Consider the following 19,763-nt stretch of genomic DNA (forward strand, 5'->3'; position numbering starts at 1 on the left):
TAATTAAGGAGCTGAAAGAATGGACAAGAAAAAAAGAATAGATAGGGGAACATGGAAAAAGGAACTAAGACTTTATGTCCATGTTCCTTTTTGTGTAAGAAAATGTTACTATTGTGACTTTTTATCAGGGCCTTCCAATCAAGAAGGTATTGATACTTATTTTGAAGCCTTATATAAGGAAATTAATAGTTATAAAAATAGAGGGGATGATTATCGTATTAGTTCGGTATTTATCGGAGGAGGAACCCCTTCTTGTGTAGATTCAGGAAAAATTGTTCGAACCCTAGAGGAATTAAAAAATGTATTTGAATTTAAAAAAGAAGCAGAGATTACCATAGAAGTCAATCCCGGTACCGTGGAAATGGATTCTATAGCCGATAATAAGCTGCTTAATTATAAAAAGGCCGGAATAAACCGCTTAAGCTTTGGGCTTCAGTCAACCATAGACAGCGAACTTAAGCTTCTTGGAAGAATTCATACTTATGCTCAGTTTGAAGATAATTATAAACTGGCAAGGAATTTGGGCTTTAATAATATTAATATTGATTTAATGTCTGCCCTGCCGGGACAAAATATAAAGACTTGGGAAGAGGGGCTTGTAAAGATATGCAAACTAGAACCGGAACATATATCTGCCTATAGTTTGATTATTGAAGAAGGAACCCCTTTTTATGAAATGTATGGACCGGAGGGAAGGATGAAGGATAAATTGCCTTCAGAGGAAGAGGAAGGAGAAATCTACAATCTGACAAGGGAGATTCTATTATCAGCAGGTTACCAAAGATATGAGATATCCAATTATGCAAAACAAGGATATGAATGTAGCCATAATCTAGCTTATTGGGAAGTAGATAATTATCTGGGTCTTGGTCTAGGGGCGGCTTCTCTTATAAATAATCAGAGATTTCATAATACCTATAAGTTGGAGGAATACCTTGATTTAATATTAAATAATAATACTAAGCTTAATTCATTAGATAGTACTAATACCAACTTAGAATATGATCCCTTTAATATTCGAAAGGATATTGAAGTTTTATCAAAAAATCAACAGATGGAAGAGTTTATGTTCCTTGGCCTTAGAAAAACCAAAGGAATAAGTAAAGAAACCTTTTATAATAAATTTGGTCTATCAATATATGAGATATATGGTAATGTCCTTAATAAACTTGAGAAACAGGGCCTGATAACTACAGATGATAAAAGAATTTGGCTTACTGATTATGGTATAGATATCAGTAATAGGGTATTGGCAGATTTTTTATTGGACTAAGCTTTATGTAAATTAATCCTTGACAAATAGAAATGATAGTGATATTTTATTACTAGATGTTAGCACTCAAATCTAGTGAGTGCTAATTAAATAGTTTCAAAAGATTAATTAAAATATTTTTTATTATTGGATTAGGTGATTGAATGCACGGGCTGGATGAAAGAAAATTAAAAATTTTGCAAGCCATAATACAAAATTATCTGGATACAGGTGAGCCTGTGGGATCCAGAACCATTTCTAAGTTAACGGATCTTAACTTAAGCTCGGCTACAATCCGTAATGAGATGTCGGATTTGGAGGATATGGGCTATATATTCCAGCCCCATACTTCTGCCGGTAGAATTCCTACGGATAAGGGTTACCGCCTTTATGTGGATATGCTTCTTATGGAAAAAAATACAGAGCTTGAAAATATGAAAGGTATTCTTATAGAGAAGGCAGATCGTTTAGAAAGTCTGCTCCAGCAAGTGGCTAGACTTCTGGCAGTGAATACAAATTATACCACTATGGTAACCACACCCCAATACAAAAAAAAGGTTAAATTTATACAGTTGACTGAAATTGATGAAGATCAGTTACTGGCTGTTTTAGTATTTGAAGGTAATATAGTAAAGAACAAAATATTAAAAACATCAGTAAGCTTAACTAAGGAAACAATTTTAAAGTTAAATATTGTACTTAATACCTTTCTCCAAGGACTGGACCTTTCAGCTATTAATCTTCCTATTATTACTAAGATGAAGGAACAAGCTGGGGAATATAGAGAATTAGTAAATGATATTTTAGAGGCCATAATGCAGGCTGTCACCGAAGATGATGACTTTGAGATTTATACATCAGGAACCACTAATATACTTAGGTATCCGGAATTAAGTGACGCCAATAAAGCCTCTGAACTTTTATATACTTTAGAAGAAAAAGAAATGCTATCAGAACTAATTCACCATCGAATGGAGAATGATAAAAACAGGGGAATACAAGTCTACATAGGTGAAGAGACCCCTATAGAATCCATGAAGGACTGCGCTGTTGTAACAGCCACATATGAAATAGATGAAGGTGTATATGGTAAAGTTGGTATCATCGGTCCTAAGAGAATGGATTATGAAAAGGTTGTCACTACTTTGCAGACTTTAATGGCTCAGCTGGATGATATATTTAAGAATAAAACGTAATTTGAAAGGTGGTTATGACTAGTGGAGGAAAAGGATAAAACTATAGAAGTAATGAAGGCGGCCATGGAAAAAGAAAAGAAGGCTAAAGAGGCAGACAAATCTGCTGATGAAAAGATAGAAGAAAAAGATGACCATAGCTTGTCAGAGGAGAATACAACTTTGGAGGATAATGAGATGACAAAGAATCATCAGGAAGATGAGACAAAGGATGAGGTAACTACCGAAGAAGATATACAGACAGATTCAAAGGACAGTGAAAAAAAGTCCGATGAAAAACCTTCAAAATCCGGTAAATCATTGTTTAAAGGCTCTAAGAACAAAGAATTAGAAGCAAAAGAACAAAAAATACAAGAGCTTTCAGACAGACTTATGAGAACCATGGCTGAATTTGATAATTACAGGAAACGTTCAGAAAAAGAAAAGTCACAAATGTTTGATTTGGGTGTAAAACATGTTATAGAAAAAATGCTCCCTATAATTGATAATTTCGAACGGGGACTAGGTTCAGTTGATGAGGCTAATAAGGATAATCCAATAGTTCAAGGCTTTAATATGATCTATAAGCAGTTAATGACTACTATGGATGAACTGGGTGTTAAACCTATAGAAGCCCTAGGTAAAGAATTTGACCCTAATTTCCATAATGCAGTTATGCATGGTGAAGATGAAAACCTTGGTGAGAATATAGTAGCTGAGGAATTCCAAAAAGGATATATGTATAACGATATAGTCGTTAGACATAGTATGGTAAGAGTAGTTAACTAATTATATTATTTAAGTTTAATAGGAATTTTATTTCTAAATCATATAGGAGGAATCAAAATGGGAAAAATAATTGGTATTGACCTTGGTACCACAAACTCATGTGTTGCCGTAATGGAAGGTGGTAAACCTGTCATTATTGCTAACGCAGAAGGTGCCAGAACCACACCGTCCGTTGTGGCATTTACAAAAAACGGTGAGCGATTAATCGGTGAACCTGCAAAGCGTCAGGCAGTTACGAATGCAGATAAAACTATATCATCTATTAAAAGACATATGGGAACCGATTTTCGTGTTAAAATTGATGATAAAAGATATTCACCACAGGAGATTTCAGCTATGGTGCTTCAAAAATTAAAAGCAGATGCTGAAAGTTATCTAGGTGAAAAAGTAACCGAAGCAGTTATTACTGTTCCTGCTTATTTTAATGACGCTCAGAGACAGGCAACTAAAGATGCAGGTAAGATTGCCGGTCTTGAGGTTAAGAGAATTATCAATGAGCCTACAGCAGCAGCCTTAGCCTATGGTCTTGATAATGAAGCTGAGCAAAAAATCATGGTATATGACCTGGGTGGAGGTACATTTGACGTATCGATTATTGAAATCGGTGACGGTGTAATTGAAGTATTAGCTACCTCCGGTGATAACAGGCTTGGTGGCGATGACTTTGACGAGAGAATAACCAGATACATGGTTGATGAATTTAAGAAAGCCGAAGGTGTGGATTTATCCACAGATAAAATGGCTATGCAAAGACTAAGGGAAGCAGCAGAAAAGGCTAAGATTGAATTGTCTTCAGCAACAACTACAAATATTAATCTTCCTTTTATTACTGCAACTTCCGATGGACCTAAGCACTTTGATATGAATTTAACCCGTGCTAAGTTTAACGAACTGACAAGTGACTTAGTAGAGAGAACTGTAATTCCGGTTCAAAATGCTCTTAAGGATGCGGGAATTACTGCTTCCGATCTAAAGAAAGTATTATTGGTAGGAGGATCTACCCGTATTCCGGCTGTTCAAGAAAAGGTTAAACAACTGACCGGCCAGGAGCCTTCTAAGAGCTTAAATCCTGATGAATGTGTTGCCCTTGGTGCTTCCATTCAAGGTGGTAAATTAGCCGGAGATGCCGGTGCAGGAGATATCCTACTTCTTGACGTTACTCCCCTGTCTTTATCTATTGAAACCCTTGGTGGTGTGGCTACTAAGTTAATCGAAAGAAATACAACCATACCTACCAGAAAGAGTCAGATTTTCTCTACAGCAGCAGATAATCAGACTGCGGTTGATATTCACGTAGTTCAAGGTGAAAGACAATTTGCTAAAGATAATAAGACCCTAGGCCAATTCCGTCTAGACGGAATTCCACCGGCTCCAAGAGGAGTACCACAAATTGAAGTAACCTTTGATATAGATGCCAATGGTATCGTTAATGTTTCTGCAAAGGATCTTGGTACCGGTAGAGAGCAGCATATTACTATAACTGCCAGCTCAAATATGTCAGATGATGAAATAGAAAAGGCAATAAAAGAAGCAGCCGAATTTGAAGCACAGGATAAGAAACGTAAAGAAGCCATAGACCTAAGAAATGAAGCAGATTCAATGGTATTCCAGACTGAAAAGGCTTTAAAAGAAGTGGGAGATAAATTAAGTGATGCCGATAAAGAAACAGTAGAAGCAGATCTTAAACACCTAAAAGAGCTTCTTGAAAAGACTAATCCTGAGGTTATGAGCGACGGGGAAATTGAAGATATAAAAGCAGCTAAAGAAAAGTTAATGACCGATGCTCAGACTTTATTTACAAAACTTTATGAACAAAATGCTGCCGGTGCAGGTGCTGATCCTTCCGGTGCAGCAGGTTCCGGCACTACTGAAACCTATGACGGTGATGTAGTAGATGGTGATTATAAAGAGGTATAATAAATATCCTTCGTTGTCCCAAAGGGTCCGTGGGCCTTTTGGGACAACAAATCTTGACTAAAATAATTTTATTGGTTAAGATAATGACTATTATAATTAGAATATGACAGGTAGTCCATACGACTGCCTATCTGTTATGAATGAAATTGTACAGCTATGAAAGGTGAAGGATAAGATGGCAGAGAAAAGAGATTATTATGAGGTTCTAGGTGTCAGTAGGACTGCAACTGATGATGAGTTAAAAAAAGCATATAGAAAATTGGCCAAAAAGTACCATCCTGATACCAACCCGGGGGATAAATCTGCTGAAGCAAAATTTAAAGAAGCATCTGAAGCTTATGCAATTTTAAGCGATCCCGATAAAAGAAGGCAGTATGATCAGTTTGGCCATTCTGCATTCGAAGGGGGAGCCGGAGGAGCCGGCGGATTTGACTTTTCTGGTTTTGATATGGGAGATATATTTGGAGATATCTTCGGAGATATCTTTGGAGGTCGCTCAAGAAGAGCGAATAACGGACCGATGCAGGGAGCAAATATTAGAACCTCTGTCAGAATTACCTTCGAGGAAGCTGTATTCGGTACTGAAAAAGAACTGGAGTTAAATCTGAAAGATGAGTGTCATACATGCCATGGAAGCGGTGCTAAGCAGGGAACAAAACCTGAAACCTGTTCAAAATGTGGAGGTAAAGGTCAGGTAGTATATACTCAGCAGTCTTTATTTGGAATGATAAGAAATGTACAAACCTGTCCGGATTGTAGGGGTTCAGGAAAGATTATAAGAGAAAAATGTTCAGATTGTTACGGAAGCGGATATATCACCAGTAGGAAAAAAATCAAAGTTGGTATCCCCGCAGGTATAGATAATGGCCAAAGTGTAAGAATTCGCGGAAAAGGGGAACCGGGCATTAACGGTGGCCCAAGAGGAGATTTATTGGTAGATGTTGATGTAAGTAGACATCCTATATTTCAAAGAAGAGACTATGATATCTTTTCTACAGTTCCCATATCATATGCTACGGCAGCCCTAGGAGGGGATGTAAGAATCAGTACTGTAGACGGGGATGTTATATATACAGTTAAGCCCGGAACACAGACTGATACAAAAGTACGTTTAAGGGAAAAAGGTGTTCCTACTCTTAGAAATAAAAATATCAGAGGGGATCATTATGTAACCTTAGTAGTCCAAGTACCTACTAATTTAACATCAGAACAAAAAGAGCTTTTGAGAAAATTTGATGAAGCAATGACGGGAAAAAGCAAATCTTCTGATAATGAACAAGAAAGCGGCGGCAAGAGTAAGAAAAGATTCTGGAAATGAAAGCGTAGAGGATAATTTATATGAAATGGATAAAATTCACCTTAGATACAACTACCGAAGCAGTTGACTTTATTAGCCTTATGTTATCAGAATTGGGTATTGAGGGAATAGAAATCGAAGATAATGTTGGGCTTACCGATGAAGAAAAAAAGCAAATGTTTGTAGATATTCTACCGATTACAGAAGTAGATGATAAGACAGCGAAAGTAAATTTCTATGTGGATCCTACTACTGATGTAGAATCTTTACTTCTAAAGATTAGGCAAGGTTTAAATGATATTTCAGAATTTGCTTCTATTGGAAGGGGAACTATTGATATATCAGAAACAGAAGATAAGGATTGGATGAATAATTGGAAGAAATTTTTTAAACCTTTTCGTATTGATGATACAATTGTTATCAAGCCCACATGGGAAAATCTGACTGATAGTAAACCGGATGACCTGATAATAGAAATCGATCCCGGTATTTCCTTTGGCACAGGTTCCCATGAAACCACTAAACTTTGTATCATAGGCATTAAAAAATATATTAAACCTGGAGATTATATTCTTGATGCAGGCAGTGGAAGCGGGATACTGTCAATCGTCGCAAATAAGTTAGGTGCCGGCCATGTTCTTGGTATAGATATTGATCCGGTTGCAACGAAATCTGCCATTGAAAATGCCGGTGTTAATAATATAAATTCAAAAGAATGGAAGCTGCAAGACCAAGAAGAGCTACCAAGTACACCGATAACATTTGCTACCGGGAATATTCTAGAAGATGACAAAGTTCGAAGCCGCATAGGGAAAGAAAAATATGATTTAGTTGTAGCTAATATATTGGCCGATGTTATTATCCCCCTTTCCGATGTAATAGGAGAAAATATGAAAAAAGGAGCAATTTTTATTTGCTCAGGAATTATAGATACTAAAGAAGAAGAAGTTAAAGCTTCCTTAGAGAAGAACAATTTTACCATCTTAGAAGTTAATAGGATGGGAGATTGGGTATCCTTTATCAGTAAAAAATAAACCGGTTATTCTACCGGTTATTTTTTTGTGTACTAATTGAAACTTATATTTTTTAGAACAAGTGTTTGAATTAATTGCCATACAATGGTATACTATTAATAGTCCATATTTTATATTTTGGTTAATCAAAGGAGTAAGCTTATGCATCGTTTTTATGTTAATGAAAAGCAAATTCATGATAATCTTATTACCATAATTGGCTCAGATGTAAATCATATAAAAAATGTACTCCGCATGAGATGTGGGGATGAATTGGTAATTTGCAATGGACAAGGAAAAGATTATTATTGTATAATTAATAGGGTATCTGATGGGGAAATAGAAGCAAAGATAGATTTTGTTAAGGATACAGGAAGTGAACTTCAAACGAAAATAACTCTCTTTCAAGGTCTTCCTAAATCCGATAAGATGGAACTGATTATACAAAAGGCTGTTGAACTGGGTGTATATGAGGTGGTACCTGTTACCATGGCCAGATGTGTTGTTAAAAACACTGATAAAAAGAAGGAAGAAAAGAAATTACTGCGCTGGCAGGCTATTGCCGAAAGTGCAGCAAAGCAGTCCCATAGAGGGATTATACCAAAAGTTAGACCTATTATGTCATTTAAGGAAGCAATAAACTATGCATCAAAGATGGATTTATCACTTCTTCCTTATGAAAATGAAAAAGGGATGGAGGCCACAAGGGAGGCTATTTTTAAGTTGAAAGACTGCCAAAGTGCAGGAATAATAATTGGCCCTGAGGGAGGTTTTGAAGAGGCTGAAGTTAAACTGGCCAAGGACCATGGTATTATTCCTATTTCTTTGGGAAGAAGAATACTTAGAACCGAAACAGCGGCTTTGGCAACTTTATCCATGATGATTTTATATTTAGAAGACTAAATAAATTATATAAATTCTACTATTTCATATAAGTGAAGGTATTTGGGGAGGTTAAATTATGGAGATACAATTATGGAGAGAAATTCTTGATCCTTATTCTTTGGCTGTAAATGAATTGATTGTTAAATTTAATCATATAATTGAAGAATACCGCCGTAAGGGTTCTTATTCCCCCATTGAACTGGTAACAGGTAGAGTAAAGACAATATCTAGTATTCTAGAGAAGGCTCAAAAAAAGAATATAGCCTTAGATGATATAGAAGAAAAGATAGATGATATAGCAGGAATACGTATTATATGTCAGTTTGTGGAAGATATTTATAAAGTAGTTGATATAATTAGACACCGTTCAGATATGACTATTAAAAGTGAAAAAGATTACATTGAGAAGATGAAAAAGAGCGGTTATCGTTCTTATCATATTATAGTTTATTATGATGTGGAGACTCTAAAAGGAAGTAAAAGACTTCAGGTTGAAATACAAATCAGAACTTTGGCAATGAATTTTTGGGCAACTATTGAACATTCTCTACAGTATAAGTATAAGCAGAATATACCGGAACATATTAGAAAGCGGCTATCTTCTGCAGCTGAGGCGATTCTTATACTAGATAGAGAAATGAGTGTAGTAAGAGATGAGATTATGGATGCTCAAAATTCTTTTACTATAAAGGCAAATATGGTGGCAGATATTCTTAATAATATTCAAAATCTATACAAGGTTGCCAACAAACAGGAGGTTATAAAGATTCAGGACGAATTTTTCAGGATATATCAAGACGGTGATAAAGAAGAGCTTGAAAAGTTCAGTAAGAATATTGACTTAATTGCACAACAATATAGAGCACAAAGCTTGCATTGATGGATGGTGATAATATGAATTTACCTAGATTATTTGAGGACAGGATGAGAAATCTTTTGGGAGATGAATATGAGGAGTATCTTAAATGCTATCACAAGCCATATTATGGTGGAATTAGGGTCAACACCCTAAAACTTTCTCCGGAAGAATTCGAAAATCTTTGTCCTTTTTCTATTAAAAAAATACCTTGGATTCCCAATGGCTATTTTTATGATACCAATGAACAGCCTGCAAGGCACCCCTATTATTATGCAGGGCTATACTATATTCAGGAGCCCTCTGCCATGACCCCTGCCAGCCTTCTTCCCGTTAAACCGGGAGAGAAGGTTCTTGATTTATGTGCGGCCCCGGGAGGAAAAAGTACGGAATTGGGAGCTAAATTACAAGGAAAAGGCCTCTTGGTATCTAACGATATTAGTAATTCAAGAGCCAAGGCACTATTAAAGAATATAGAGTTATTTGGAATAAAAAACGCTTATGTTTTATCTGAGAGCCCCAATAGACTTGCTGAGCATTTTCCCCAGTATTTTGATAAAATATTGGTAGATGCCCCCTGTTCCGGGGAAGGGATGTTTAGAAAAAGTCCTTCTATTATGAAAAATTGGGAACAGTACGGTGTGGACTATTATAATAAATTACAAAAAGAAATAATTATATATGCCGCTAAGATGCTTAAACCCGGCGGTATGATGCTGTATTCTACCTGTACCTTTTCACCGGAAGAAAATGAAGGGACCATATCATATTTATTAGAAGAATGTCCTGATATTCATGTGGTAGAGGCCCTGCCTAGTCTTGAAGAAAGAAAGGGCCTTGGCCTTTCTTATGAAGGTTTTGACAGGGGTAGACCAGACTGGGTCAATGGACCGGAGCAATTAAAACATTGTATAAGACTATGGCCTCATAAAATATCCGGAGAAGGGCATTTTATTGCTTTGCTTAAAAAAGAGGGCCCTTCAGATACTGATAAGGATAATAGTAGTATTAGGGGTAAAATCTTAGATTATAAAAAAGGAAATACTTTGTCAAAAGAGGCCGAGGATTTTCTTTATAATCTTTCTAACTGGGATGACCTAATTAGTCAAAGCAGAATTTTAATCCAAAAAGACAGAGTTTATCTGGTGCCGGCTGAATTTGAAGAAAAGCAAGGACTTCGCACCTTAAGGCAGGGACTATTTCTCGGTGAAATGAAGAAAAACCGTTTTCAACCCTCCCAAGCCCTTGCCATAGCCTTAAAATCAAACCAATATGATAAGCTTATAAACCTATCCTCTAAAGACCAAGATGTTATTCGATATTTAAAATGTGAAACCCTGACTGTTGAAAAAAGTAATGAAAAGGGATGGCAATTAGTATGTGTAGACGGCTATCCTTTAGGCTGGGGAAAGTTAAATAATAATACTTTAAAAAACATGTATTTGCCGGGATGGAGATGGATGTAATGGCAAAGCTTTTAAGACTTGATAAATACTTATCGGATATGAATATAGGCAGCAGAAGTGAAATTAAAATATGGATAAGGAAGGGAAGAGTTTGTATCAATTCTGTCCCTTGTAAAAAACCAGAGGAAAAGGTCGAGATTAATAAAGATGAAGTATGTTTTGACGGGAAGATAATAAAATATGAAAAATATATTTATCTTATGCTTAATAAACCGGCAGGATTTGTATCTGCTACAAAAGATAAGAAGGATAAGACAGTTATAGATTTGATAAGTGACATCCCCCATAAGGATTTGTTTCCTGTGGGAAGACTGGACAAGGATACTGAAGGGCTTCTTTTAATAACTAATCATGGAGAATTGGCACATCAATTACTGTCCCCAAAAAAGAAAATAGATAAGGTTTATTATGCAAGAATTGAGGGTAGGGTTACAACTGATGATGTAGAAGCCTTCTTATCAGGAATTTCTATAGGTGAAGAAAAACCCTGCCTTCCTGCAAAACTTAATATCTTAGTATCCGGTGATATATCAGAAATAGAACTTACTATTTGTGAAGGTAAGTTTCATCAGGTAAAAAGAATGTTTGAGGCAGTAGGAAAAAAGGTTATTTATCTAAAAAGGATATCCATGGCCGATTTACCTTTAGACCCTAATTTGGCACCGGGGGAATATAGGCGGTTAACAGATGGGGAAATAGAACACCTTAAAAATATTACATCACTAAAGAAGGAGTAAGTATTATGGAGATGTTAAAGAATATTGATGCTGTGATATTTGATTTAGACGGAACCTTGGTAGATTCCATGTGGATGTGGAAAACCATTGACATTGAGTATCTTGCTAGATTTGGTTTAGAATTTCCCGAGGATTTACAGGCTGATATTGAAGGAATGAGTTTTACTGAAACAGCCATCTTTTTCAAAAATCGCTTTAAGCTTCCTGATCCAGTGGACAAGATTAAAAGGGATTGGAATGAGATGGCATGGGATAAATATCTTAATGAAGTCCCCTTAAAAGAAGGGGTTAGAGAATTTTTGGACTATTTAAAAGAAAAGCAGATTCCTGCTGGGATTGCTACCAGTAATTCTAAGGAATTGGTAGATCTTATTATTAATAAGCATAATATTAGTGAATATTTTAAATCCATAAGGACTTCCTGTGAAGTTGAGAAAGGAAAGCCCTCCCCGGATATATATTTATTAGTGGCCAAGGATTTAAAGGTAGAGCCTTTAAGATGCCTTGTTTTTGAAGATATTATCCAAGGAATTATGGCAGGAAAAAATGCCAATATGAAAGTTTGTGCCGTATATGATGAGTTTTCTAAAGATGATGAAAAGGAAAAAATAAAATTAGCTGATTATTATATCCGCTCCATGAGGGAATTATTACAGTAGGAAACTGTGAAAGCAGGTGTAAGGATGAAACAGATTTTTGTGGATGATAATCAGGCCGGTCAGCGTTTGGATAAGCTTTTGTTAAAAGTATTAAATAAAGCCCCAAAAAGCTTTATTTATAAAATGTTGCGGAAAAAAAACATTGTATTAAACGGTAAAAAAGCTAATGGTTCGGAGATTCTAGCCCTTAAGGATGAAATAAAACTATATCTATCTGATGAGACCATAGAAAAGTTTTCTAAACCCATGGAGGCAGTTATCATAGATTATGAACTTGATATAATCTATGAGGATAAAAATATTCTAATATTAAATAAACCCCTAGGTATGCTTTCTCAAAAGGCAGTAAAGAGTGATTTATCAATAGTTGAATATCTTATTTCATATTTGCTGTCTACAAGACAGATAACAAATAAAGAGCTGCAAAGTTTTAAGCCCGGAATATGTAACCGCTTAGACCGTAATACCAGCGGTCTTTTAATTGCCGGCAAAACTCTTATAGGATTACAGGAGATGGCAAGGCTATTTAAGGAAAGAAAGATTGATAAATACTATCTTTGTATTGTTAAGGGGCAGATAAAAGAATTTAATAAAATAACAGGATACTTAAGCAAGGATAGTTCTAAAAATATGGTAACCATATCAAATGAAGAAACTGAAAATTCCAGCAATATCTGTACAGAATATCAGCCCCTAGCTTCAAATTCGGACTTTACCTTATTACAGGTTAAACTTATTACAGGCAGAACCCATCAAATTCGTGCTCATTTATCCGGTATGGGACATCCTATTGTAGGTGATGCAAAATACGGAGACTTAAAAACCAATAATTATTTTAAGGAGAAATATGGCCTAAAACATCAGCTTCTTCATTCTTACCGTTGTGTTTTTCCGCAGATTTTAGGTCAGCTGTCTAATTTGTCAGGTGGTGAATTTGAGGCAAAGGAACCTGAAATTTTCTCTACTATAAAAAAAGATTTATTTCATTTTTAATAATTTGATATTACAAGGGAGGATAAATATGGCATCCTGGAAATCCAGAGGACTGCGAGGTTCCATGCTGGAGGAGATGATTAATATTACCAACACTAAATATCGGGAGAAAGGTCTTGCCTTAATACAAAAGGTTCCTACTCCAATTACCCCCATTAAGATTGATAAAGAGACCAGGCATATAAATCTTGCTTATTTTGACCAAAAAAGTACAGTTGATTATATTGGGGTAGTACAAGGAATCCCAGTTTGCTTTGATGCAAAAGAGTGTGCCGGTGATACTTTTAGCCTAAGAAATGTCCATAAACATCAGATTCAGTTTATGAAGGAGTTTGAAGCCCAGGAGGGGGTGGCCTTTTTACTTATTTATTTTAAAAAACATAACCTATACTATTATCTTACATATGAATTATTATCAAAGTTTTGGAAAAGAGCCTTAGAGGGTGGAAGAAAAAGTTTTCGCTTTGATGAACTTGATTTATCCTTTCAAATACATATAAAAAACGGTGTTTGTATTCATTACCTTGAACAACTACAAAAAGATTTACTTTTAAGGGAAGCAAATATCCAAGATAATATAAAAGCATAAAAATTCATTATTGACATAGGATGTCTTATAAATTATAATGTAATAACACCTTCGCGTGGTAGCGAATTATCACGTTACCATGCGAAAGTATTATAAAAAAAGGTTGGTGTTATATATGAAAGATAAATTACTCCACACTCCTGAAGGGGTAAGAGATATTTATGGTACTGAATGTGCCGCCAAACTGATCTTGCAAAAGAAATTAGATCAGGTACTTAAGCTATATGGATTTAGGGATATTCAGACACCAAGCTTTGAATTTTTTGATATATTTAATCAGGAACGGGGAACAGTTTCTTCAAAGGATATGTACAAATTATTTGACAAGGAAGGAAACACCATGGTCCTTCGCCCCGATATTACACCTTCCATAGCCAGATGTGTGGCAAAATATTATAAAGAAGAAGAACTTCCCATACGTCTTTGCTATATAGGTAATACCTATATTAATAGCACCACATATCAGGGGAAGCTAAATGAAGTAACTCAGCTTGGGGCTGAACTGGTCAATGACGACAGTGTTGATGCCGATGCACAGATGCTTGCTATTACAATAGAATGCCTATTAAAGGCCGGACTCAAAGAATTTCAACTAGAGATTGGTAACGCAGACTTTTTTAGATCATTAATATCTGAAGCAGGTTTTGATGATGAAGAGGATATTGTAAAGCTAAAAACATCAATAGAAAATAAAAGTATGTTCGGCGTCGAAGACCTGGTTAAAAATAAGAAGATTAGTCAGGAATTAAAAGAAATATTTTTAAAGCTTCCTGAATTATTTGGTTCCATAGAAATATTAGATTATGCAAAAAGTCTGACAAATAACCCCCGTGCCATTAAAGCTATAAATAGATTAGAAGAACTTTATGATATTATGGCCATATATGGCTTTGAAAAATATATTTCATTTGATCTTGGTATGCTTAGTAAATATGACTATTATACCGGCCTTATCTTTAAGGCTTATACATATAAGACCGGAGAGGCCATTGTAACCGGCGGCCGATATGACAATCTAGTAGGACAATTTGGTAAGAATTGCCCTGCCATAGGTCTTGCCATAGTAATTGATAATTTAATGACGGCATTAAGCAGACAGAAATTATTACCCCGGATAGAAGCTTCCGATACTATGATTCTTTATAGGCAAGAGTATAGAAAACATGCCATAGCCTTAGCTAATTATTTCCGAAAAGAAGGGAATAATGTTATTCTACAGCTGTCGAATGCCCATATATCAAAAAGTAATATGTCCGCAGACAATAAGTCTATGGATATCTTGTCACTTAATGATTATAGGTCATATATGCAAAGAATGAACATAGGGGGCTTATTATTAATTGATAATGATAATGAAATTACAATTATGGATGCCCATGATGGCAGTATCAAGAAAGCCGATTTTAAAGAGCTGATAGGAAGTAAATAAAAAAGAAAGATACATACTACTATAGTAGAATGCATGTCTATGAAAGGGTGGTGACCATGAGATATATTACAATCGCATTAGCAAAGGGTAGATTGGCTATAAAAACTTTAGACTTGTTAGAAAAAATAGGAATCACCTGTGACGAGATTCGGGATAAGTCTTCCAGAAAATTAATTTTTGTTAATGATGATTTAAAGCTAAAGTTTTTTCTTGCTAAAGCCAATGATGTACCTACATATGTGGAATACGGAGCAGCGGATATAGGTGTTGTCGGTAAGGATACTATACTAGAAGAGGGCAGAAAGATGTATGAGGTCCTAGATCTTGGGTTTGGTAAATGCAGAATGTGCGTAGCAGGCCCGGCCTCTGCAGATAAATTTCTACATCACGGTGAATTAATCCGTGTTGCAACCAAGTATCCTAATATTGCAAAGGATTATTTTTACAATAAAAAACACCAGACGGTTGAGATAATAAAACTGAACGGTTCCATTGAACTGGCACCGATTGTAGGCCTGGCAGAAGTAATTGTAGATATTGTTGAGACCGGATCAACCCTTAGGGAAAACGGTTTGGTTGTTCTTGAAGAAATCTGTGATATATCAGCCAGAATGGTTGTCAATGAAGTCAGCATGAAGATGGAGCATGAACGAATATCTAAAATAATTAAGGATTTAAAAGAATATTTGCATGGGGGTAATTAATATGAGAATTATTGAATTAAATGAAACAAGTAAGAAGAATATTTTGGAAAACTTATTAAAAAGAAGTCCAAATCAATACGAAGCCTATGCTAATATTGTGGATCAAATTATTAAAGATGTCCGTAATAATGGGGATAAGGCTTTGTTTTCTTATACTAAGGAATTTGATAAGGCTGATATTAATGAAGCTAATATAAAAGTTACAGAAGAAGAAATAAAAAAAGCTTATCAGCAGGTTGATAATAAATTACTTGAAATTTTAAGAAAAGCTAAGAAAAGTATTGAAGAATATCATACAAAACAAAAACAAAACAGCTGGTTTGATGCTTCAAAGGAAGGTATTATACTTGGTCAAAAAGTAACTCCCATAGAAAAGGTAGGAGTATATGTTCCCGGCGGAAAAGCAGCTTATCTTTCAACTGTACTTATGGATGTTATTCCTGCAAAGGTTGCAGGAGTAGATAGGATTGTTATGGTAACCCCCCCAGATACTAAGGGAGAAGTTTATGCCGGAACCTTAGTTGCCGCTAGTGAAGCAGGAGTTACTGAGATTTATAAGGTGGGAGGTGCCCAAGCTATTGCAGCCTTAGCCTTTGGAACCAAGAGTATTCCCAAGGTAGATAAAATTGTAGGTCCCGGTAATATATATGTTGCCTTAGCCAAAAAAGCTGTATATGGTCATGTCAGTATTGATTCTATTGCCGGTCCCAGTGAAATTCTTATTCTTGCCGATGAAACAGCAAATCCCAGATATGTGGCGGCAGATTTATTGTCCCAGGCCGAACATGATGAACTGGCTTCTTCAATTCTAGTTACCACCAGTAGAAAGCTGGCAGAAGAGGTTTCAACAGAAATTAATAAGTTCCTTGAAAGTCTCTCAAGAAGAGATATTATAAAAAAATCCCTTGATAATTACGGGTATTTATTGCTTGCAAAAAATATGGATGAGGCTATAGAGGTAACCAACGAAATAGCTTCTGAGCATTTAGAAATAATGACCAAGGATCCTTTTATGGATATGACCAGGATAAAAAATGCCGGAGCTATCTTTATCGGAGAATATTCCAGTGAACCCTTGGGAGATTATATGGCAGGGCCTAATCATACTTTGCCTACCAACGGCACTGCAAAATTTTTCTCTCCCCTAAGTGTGGATGACTTTATAAAAAAATCCAGTATAATATCATATACAAAAGAAGCCTTAGAAAAAGTGCATAAGGATATTGAAGCTTTTGCTTTATCCGAGGGACTTAGCGCCCATGCTAATTCCATAGCAGTAAGATTTGATGAAAATTATTCTAATTAAGTTTGACATCTAAAACTTAGGTTGGTAAACTAAGTTTAAAAGATTAGGGAGGATGATCCTTAATGGATGGTAGATATACCAAGGTAAATCGTAAAACAAATGAAACCGATATCCAGCTGGAATTTAATCTTGACGGTCAGGGAAAATGCCAGATAGAAACCGGTATAGGTTTCTTTAATCATATGCTGGACAGTTTTGCCCGTCATGGATTTTTTGATATGAAGCTTACAGTTAAGGGGGATCTTCATGTAGATGCCCATCATACAGTAGAAGATACGGGAATAGTTCTGGGACAAGCCATTAAAGAAGCCCTAAAAGATAAAAAGGGCATAAGCCGCTATGGTTATTTTATCCTTCCTATGGATGAAGCCTTAGTATGTTGCGCAGTTGATTTGTCCGGTCGTCCCTATCTTTCCTATGACTTAAAATTTGATGCCCCCATGATAGGTCAAATGGATACAGAACTTATTAGAGAGTTTTTTTATGCGGTTTCTTACAGTGCCGGTATGAATCTTCATATAAAACTCCTAAACGGTTTAAATAACCATCATATTGCAGAAGCGGCTTTTAAAGCTTTTGCTAAAGCACTGGACATGGCCAGTGGATTTGATAAAAGAATTACTAGTGTTTTATCCACAAAAGGCGTTATTTAACAATCAAACTAAAGAGAGGTCTTATGAGATGAAATTATTCCCTGCAATCGATATTAAAAACGGTCAATGTGTTAGGCTAAGACAGGGTAGCTTCCGTGATGTCTTAGTATATTCCGATACCCCCATAAAGGTGGCTAAAGAGTGGGAAGCATGTGGAGCTTCTTTTATTCACGTGGTAGACTTAGATGGTGCCTTAGTAGGGCATTCTGTTAATGAAGATGTGATTAAAGAAATAGTTCAAAATATTAATATTCCAATACAATTAGGGGGAGGCATACGATCAATTAAAGATATTGAAAATAAACTTAACTTAGGAATTGATCGAGTAATTATCGGAACAAAAGCGGCCACTGACCCCGGATTTATGAAAGAAGCAGTAGGACTTTTTGGATCTGACCGAATTATTGCCGGAATTGATGCTAAAGATGGAGTAGTTGCAGTAGAAGGCTGGGAGAGGCTCAGCCATTATAATGCCGTTTCATTAGCCCTTGAAATGAAAAAGGTTGGGGTTAAGACTATTATTTATACAGATATAGCAAAAGATGGTATGCTGCAAGGACCAAACCTACCTTATACAGCAGAAATGGTGGAAGAAACCGGCTTAAATATCATCGCATCCGGAGGAATCTCTTCCTTAAAGGATTTAGAAACCTTAAGTGAAATTAATGTATACGGTGCAATTATAGGTAAGGCCCTATATGAGAAAAAAATTGATTTAAAAAAGGCAGTTGAATTATTTGAGTAGTTTTTAGGAGGTTACTATTAAATGCCATATAAGAAGATTATACCCTATATTAAAGCGGAGGGAGAGATAAATGCAAATCTCATCCGGCTAGCTAAAAGATATTCAGATGAAGGTGCCGATATGCTCCTTCTATATAACTTCTCAGAAGATGAAGAGGCAAAAGAGGATTTTTTAAAACTCTCAAAAGAGATAGCAGGAGTTATTGACATACCTTTTATCATTGGCTGCAATGTTAATAATTTTGACGATATAAAAAGGGCTCTGTATACAGGAGCTTGTGGGATTATGATTTCTTTTTCTCTTATTAAGAAGCAGGAACTAATTAAAGAAGCAGCCGGCAGATTTGGAAATGATAAAATATACTTAGAAGTAGATCAAGCTACTTTTTTAGAAACTGATAATTTATTTGAACTATGTAATAATCTTGGCATAGGTACTTTAATAATTAAGCAAGTTGATTCTTCTTTGGCATTTAATAACATACTAAAACAATCCCCCCTAAATCTTATTATAAATGTTAGCAATGATAATAATGATATTATAAATTTACTTAAAGCTTCTAAAGTAATGGGTATTACAAGCGATTATTTTAAAGATAACAATATACTGAGATTTAAACATAATCTAAAGAAAGAAAATATTAGTGTAAATGTATTTGAAAGTAAATTTTCTTTTTCGGATTTTAAATTAAATGATGATGGATTAATACCTGTAATTACTCAGGATTATAGAACAGGCCAAGTTTTAATGCTTGCTTATATGAATGAGGAGGCTTATAATAGGACTATTACAGAAGGGATAATGACTTATTACTCTAGAAGTAGAAAATGTCTATGGTTAAAAGGAGAAACATCAGGAAATTATCAGTATGTAAAGGAAATATTTCTTGATTGTGATAAGGACACCCTTCTTGCAAAAGTTCTTCCCCATGGACCGGCCTGTCATACAGGAAATAATACCTGCTTTTATACCGGCTTATTTGATAAAGAACATAAAGCTAGGGATTCCTACGGTGTCCTTCAGAGTGTATATGATGTTATAATGGATAGAAAGAAAAATCCTAAAGAAGGCTCATATACAAATTATTTATTTGAAAAAGGAATTGATAAAATTCTTAAAAAATGTGGAGAAGAGGCAGCAGAAATAATTATAGCTGCTAAAAATCCTGAAACCGGAGAACTTCGCTATGAAATAGCTGATTTTATATATCATCTTATGGTACTGATGGTTCAGTGCGGATTGGATTGGGAAGATATTTGCACTGAGCTTAATGACAGAAAATAGTAGGGAAGTAGACTCTT

The 19,763-nt window shown here is 35.5% G+C and carries 19 protein-coding genes; all 19 read left to right on the forward strand.

Going from position 1 to position 19,763, the window contains the following annotated elements:
- Positions 1 to 19 precede the first annotated feature (19 nt).
- The 19 genes from hemW (at position 20) to hisIE (ending at position 19,746) form a co-directional block, all read left to right on the forward strand.
- On the forward strand, positions 20 to 1,273 hold the full coding sequence (gene hemW, locus SD1D_RS05135) for a radical SAM family heme chaperone HemW (protein ID WP_058257935.1): 1,254 nt from the start codon (positions 20 to 22) through the stop codon (positions 1,271 to 1,273).
- Between the two features lie 143 nt (positions 1,274 to 1,416).
- Positions 1,417 to 2,448 (forward strand): heat-inducible transcriptional repressor HrcA, encoded by a 1,032-nt coding sequence (gene hrcA / locus SD1D_RS05140; protein WP_058257936.1) that lies wholly within the window; start codon positions 1,417 to 1,419, stop codon positions 2,446 to 2,448.
- Between the two features lie 63 nt (positions 2,449 to 2,511).
- On the forward strand, positions 2,512 to 3,213 hold the full coding sequence (gene grpE / locus SD1D_RS05145) for a nucleotide exchange factor GrpE (RefSeq protein WP_058259204.1): 702 nt from the start codon (positions 2,512 to 2,514) through the stop codon (positions 3,211 to 3,213).
- 57 nt (positions 3,214 to 3,270) lie between these two features.
- Positions 3,271 to 5,130, forward strand: a complete 1,860-nt coding sequence (dnaK, locus tag SD1D_RS05150) for a molecular chaperone DnaK (RefSeq protein ID WP_058257937.1) — start codon at positions 3,271 to 3,273, stop codon at positions 5,128 to 5,130.
- A 175-nt stretch (positions 5,131 to 5,305) separates the two neighbouring features.
- Positions 5,306 to 6,448, forward strand: coding sequence for a molecular chaperone DnaJ (gene dnaJ / locus SD1D_RS05155; RefSeq protein ID WP_058257938.1), 1,143 nt, complete (start codon positions 5,306 to 5,308; stop codon positions 6,446 to 6,448).
- A gap of 20 nt (positions 6,449 to 6,468) precedes the next feature.
- The gene (prmA, locus tag SD1D_RS05160; protein ID WP_058257939.1) at positions 6,469 to 7,461 is read left to right on the forward strand and encodes a 50S ribosomal protein L11 methyltransferase; all 993 of its coding nucleotides are present in this window, start codon (positions 6,469 to 6,471) and stop codon (positions 7,459 to 7,461) included.
- Between the two features lie 141 nt (positions 7,462 to 7,602).
- The gene (locus tag SD1D_RS05165) at positions 7,603 to 8,343 is read left to right on the forward strand and encodes a 16S rRNA (uracil(1498)-N(3))-methyltransferase (RefSeq protein WP_058257940.1); all 741 of its coding nucleotides are present in this window, start codon (positions 7,603 to 7,605) and stop codon (positions 8,341 to 8,343) included.
- A 58-nt stretch (positions 8,344 to 8,401) separates the two neighbouring features.
- Positions 8,402 to 9,205, forward strand: coding sequence for a GTP pyrophosphokinase (locus SD1D_RS05170; protein WP_058257941.1), 804 nt, complete (start codon positions 8,402 to 8,404; stop codon positions 9,203 to 9,205).
- A 14-nt stretch (positions 9,206 to 9,219) separates the two neighbouring features.
- Complete coding sequence (locus tag SD1D_RS05175) at positions 9,220 to 10,647, forward strand: RsmF rRNA methyltransferase first C-terminal domain-containing protein (RefSeq protein ID WP_058257942.1); 1,428 nt, start codon at positions 9,220 to 9,222, stop codon at positions 10,645 to 10,647.
- Complete coding sequence (locus SD1D_RS05180; RefSeq protein ID WP_058257943.1) at positions 10,647 to 11,384, forward strand: pseudouridine synthase; 738 nt, start codon at positions 10,647 to 10,649, stop codon at positions 11,382 to 11,384. Before SD1D_RS05175 ends, SD1D_RS05180 begins: the two co-directional genes overlap by 1 nt.
- 11 nt (positions 11,385 to 11,395) lie before the next feature.
- On the forward strand, positions 11,396 to 12,043 hold the full coding sequence (locus SD1D_RS05185; RefSeq protein WP_058259205.1) for an HAD family hydrolase: 648 nt from the start codon (positions 11,396 to 11,398) through the stop codon (positions 12,041 to 12,043).
- 24 nt (positions 12,044 to 12,067) lie between these two features.
- Positions 12,068 to 13,036, forward strand: coding sequence for an RluA family pseudouridine synthase (locus SD1D_RS05190; protein ID WP_058257944.1), 969 nt, complete (start codon positions 12,068 to 12,070; stop codon positions 13,034 to 13,036).
- A 28-nt stretch (positions 13,037 to 13,064) separates the two neighbouring features.
- Positions 13,065 to 13,625, forward strand: coding sequence for a Holliday junction resolvase RecU (locus tag SD1D_RS05195; RefSeq protein WP_058257945.1), 561 nt, complete (start codon positions 13,065 to 13,067; stop codon positions 13,623 to 13,625).
- 115 nt (positions 13,626 to 13,740) lie between these two features.
- On the forward strand, positions 13,741 to 15,054 hold the full coding sequence (hisZ, locus tag SD1D_RS05200) for an ATP phosphoribosyltransferase regulatory subunit (RefSeq protein WP_058257946.1): 1,314 nt from the start codon (positions 13,741 to 13,743) through the stop codon (positions 15,052 to 15,054).
- Positions 15,055 to 15,110: 56 nt separating this feature from the next.
- Entirely contained in the window at positions 15,111 to 15,758 is a 648-nt protein-coding gene (gene hisG, locus SD1D_RS05205) for an ATP phosphoribosyltransferase (protein ID WP_058257947.1), read from the forward strand.
- Between the two features lies 1 nt (position 15,759).
- Positions 15,760 to 17,064 (forward strand): histidinol dehydrogenase, encoded by a 1,305-nt coding sequence (gene hisD / locus SD1D_RS05210; RefSeq protein WP_058257948.1) that lies wholly within the window; start codon positions 15,760 to 15,762, stop codon positions 17,062 to 17,064.
- 62 nt (positions 17,065 to 17,126) lie between these two features.
- Positions 17,127 to 17,717 carry an imidazoleglycerol-phosphate dehydratase HisB gene (gene hisB, locus SD1D_RS05215; RefSeq protein WP_058257949.1) on the forward strand — a complete coding sequence of 197 codons (591 nt, stop codon included), beginning with the start codon at positions 17,127 to 17,129 and terminating at the stop codon, positions 17,715 to 17,717.
- 28 nt (positions 17,718 to 17,745) lie between these two features.
- Positions 17,746 to 18,462, forward strand: a complete 717-nt coding sequence (gene hisA, locus SD1D_RS05220; protein ID WP_058257950.1) for a 1-(5-phosphoribosyl)-5-[(5-phosphoribosylamino)methylideneamino]imidazole-4-carboxamide isomerase — start codon at positions 17,746 to 17,748, stop codon at positions 18,460 to 18,462.
- Positions 18,463 to 18,483: 21 nt separating this feature from the next.
- The gene (hisIE, locus tag SD1D_RS05225; RefSeq protein ID WP_087758785.1) at positions 18,484 to 19,746 is read left to right on the forward strand and encodes a bifunctional phosphoribosyl-AMP cyclohydrolase/phosphoribosyl-ATP diphosphatase HisIE; all 1,263 of its coding nucleotides are present in this window, start codon (positions 18,484 to 18,486) and stop codon (positions 19,744 to 19,746) included.
- Positions 19,747 to 19,763 lie beyond the last annotated feature (17 nt).

The sequence above is a fragment of the Herbinix luporum genome (assembly GCF_900070325.1).
Classification (GTDB): Bacteria; Bacillota; Clostridia; order Lachnospirales; family Lachnospiraceae; genus Mobilitalea; species Mobilitalea luporum.

What these genes read in the sequence shown, in the direction of transcription:
- SD1D_RS05195 (WP_058257945.1), top strand. Translation starts at nt 13,065, where the DNA reads ATGGCATCCTGGAAATCCAGAGGACTGCGAGGTTCCATGCTGGAGGAG.
- hisA (WP_058257950.1), top strand. Translation starts at nt 17,746, where the DNA reads ATGAAATTATTCCCTGCAATCGATATTAAAAACGGTCAATGTGTTAGG.
- dnaJ (WP_058257938.1), top strand. Translation starts at nt 5,306, where the DNA reads ATGGCAGAGAAAAGAGATTATTATGAGGTTCTAGGTGTCAGTAGGACT.
- dnaK (WP_058257937.1), top strand. Translation starts at nt 3,271, where the DNA reads ATGGGAAAAATAATTGGTATTGACCTTGGTACCACAAACTCATGTGTT.
- hisIE (WP_087758785.1), top strand. Translation starts at nt 18,484, where the DNA reads ATGCCATATAAGAAGATTATACCCTATATTAAAGCGGAGGGAGAGATA.
- hisZ (WP_058257946.1), top strand. Translation starts at nt 13,741, where the DNA reads ATGAAAGATAAATTACTCCACACTCCTGAAGGGGTAAGAGATATTTAT.
- grpE (WP_058259204.1), top strand. Translation starts at nt 2,512, where the DNA reads ATGGAAAAAGAAAAGAAGGCTAAAGAGGCAGACAAATCTGCTGATGAA.
- SD1D_RS05175 (WP_058257942.1), top strand. Translation starts at nt 9,220, where the DNA reads ATGAATTTACCTAGATTATTTGAGGACAGGATGAGAAATCTTTTGGGA.
- hemW (WP_058257935.1), top strand. Translation starts at nt 20, where the DNA reads ATGGACAAGAAAAAAAGAATAGATAGGGGAACATGGAAAAAGGAACTA.
- SD1D_RS05165 (WP_058257940.1), top strand. Translation starts at nt 7,603, where the DNA reads ATGCATCGTTTTTATGTTAATGAAAAGCAAATTCATGATAATCTTATT.
- SD1D_RS05170 (WP_058257941.1), top strand. Translation starts at nt 8,402, where the DNA reads ATGGAGATACAATTATGGAGAGAAATTCTTGATCCTTATTCTTTGGCT.
- SD1D_RS05180 (WP_058257943.1), top strand. Translation starts at nt 10,647, where the DNA reads ATGGCAAAGCTTTTAAGACTTGATAAATACTTATCGGATATGAATATA.
- hisB (WP_058257949.1), top strand. Translation starts at nt 17,127, where the DNA reads ATGGATGGTAGATATACCAAGGTAAATCGTAAAACAAATGAAACCGAT.
- prmA (WP_058257939.1), top strand. Translation starts at nt 6,469, where the DNA reads ATGAAATGGATAAAATTCACCTTAGATACAACTACCGAAGCAGTTGAC.
- hisG (WP_058257947.1), top strand. Translation starts at nt 15,111, where the DNA reads ATGAGATATATTACAATCGCATTAGCAAAGGGTAGATTGGCTATAAAA.
- SD1D_RS05190 (WP_058257944.1), top strand. Translation starts at nt 12,068, where the DNA reads ATGAAACAGATTTTTGTGGATGATAATCAGGCCGGTCAGCGTTTGGAT.
- SD1D_RS05185 (WP_058259205.1), top strand. Translation starts at nt 11,396, where the DNA reads ATGTTAAAGAATATTGATGCTGTGATATTTGATTTAGACGGAACCTTG.
- hisD (WP_058257948.1), top strand. Translation starts at nt 15,760, where the DNA reads ATGAGAATTATTGAATTAAATGAAACAAGTAAGAAGAATATTTTGGAA.
- hrcA (WP_058257936.1), top strand. Translation starts at nt 1,417, where the DNA reads ATGCACGGGCTGGATGAAAGAAAATTAAAAATTTTGCAAGCCATAATA.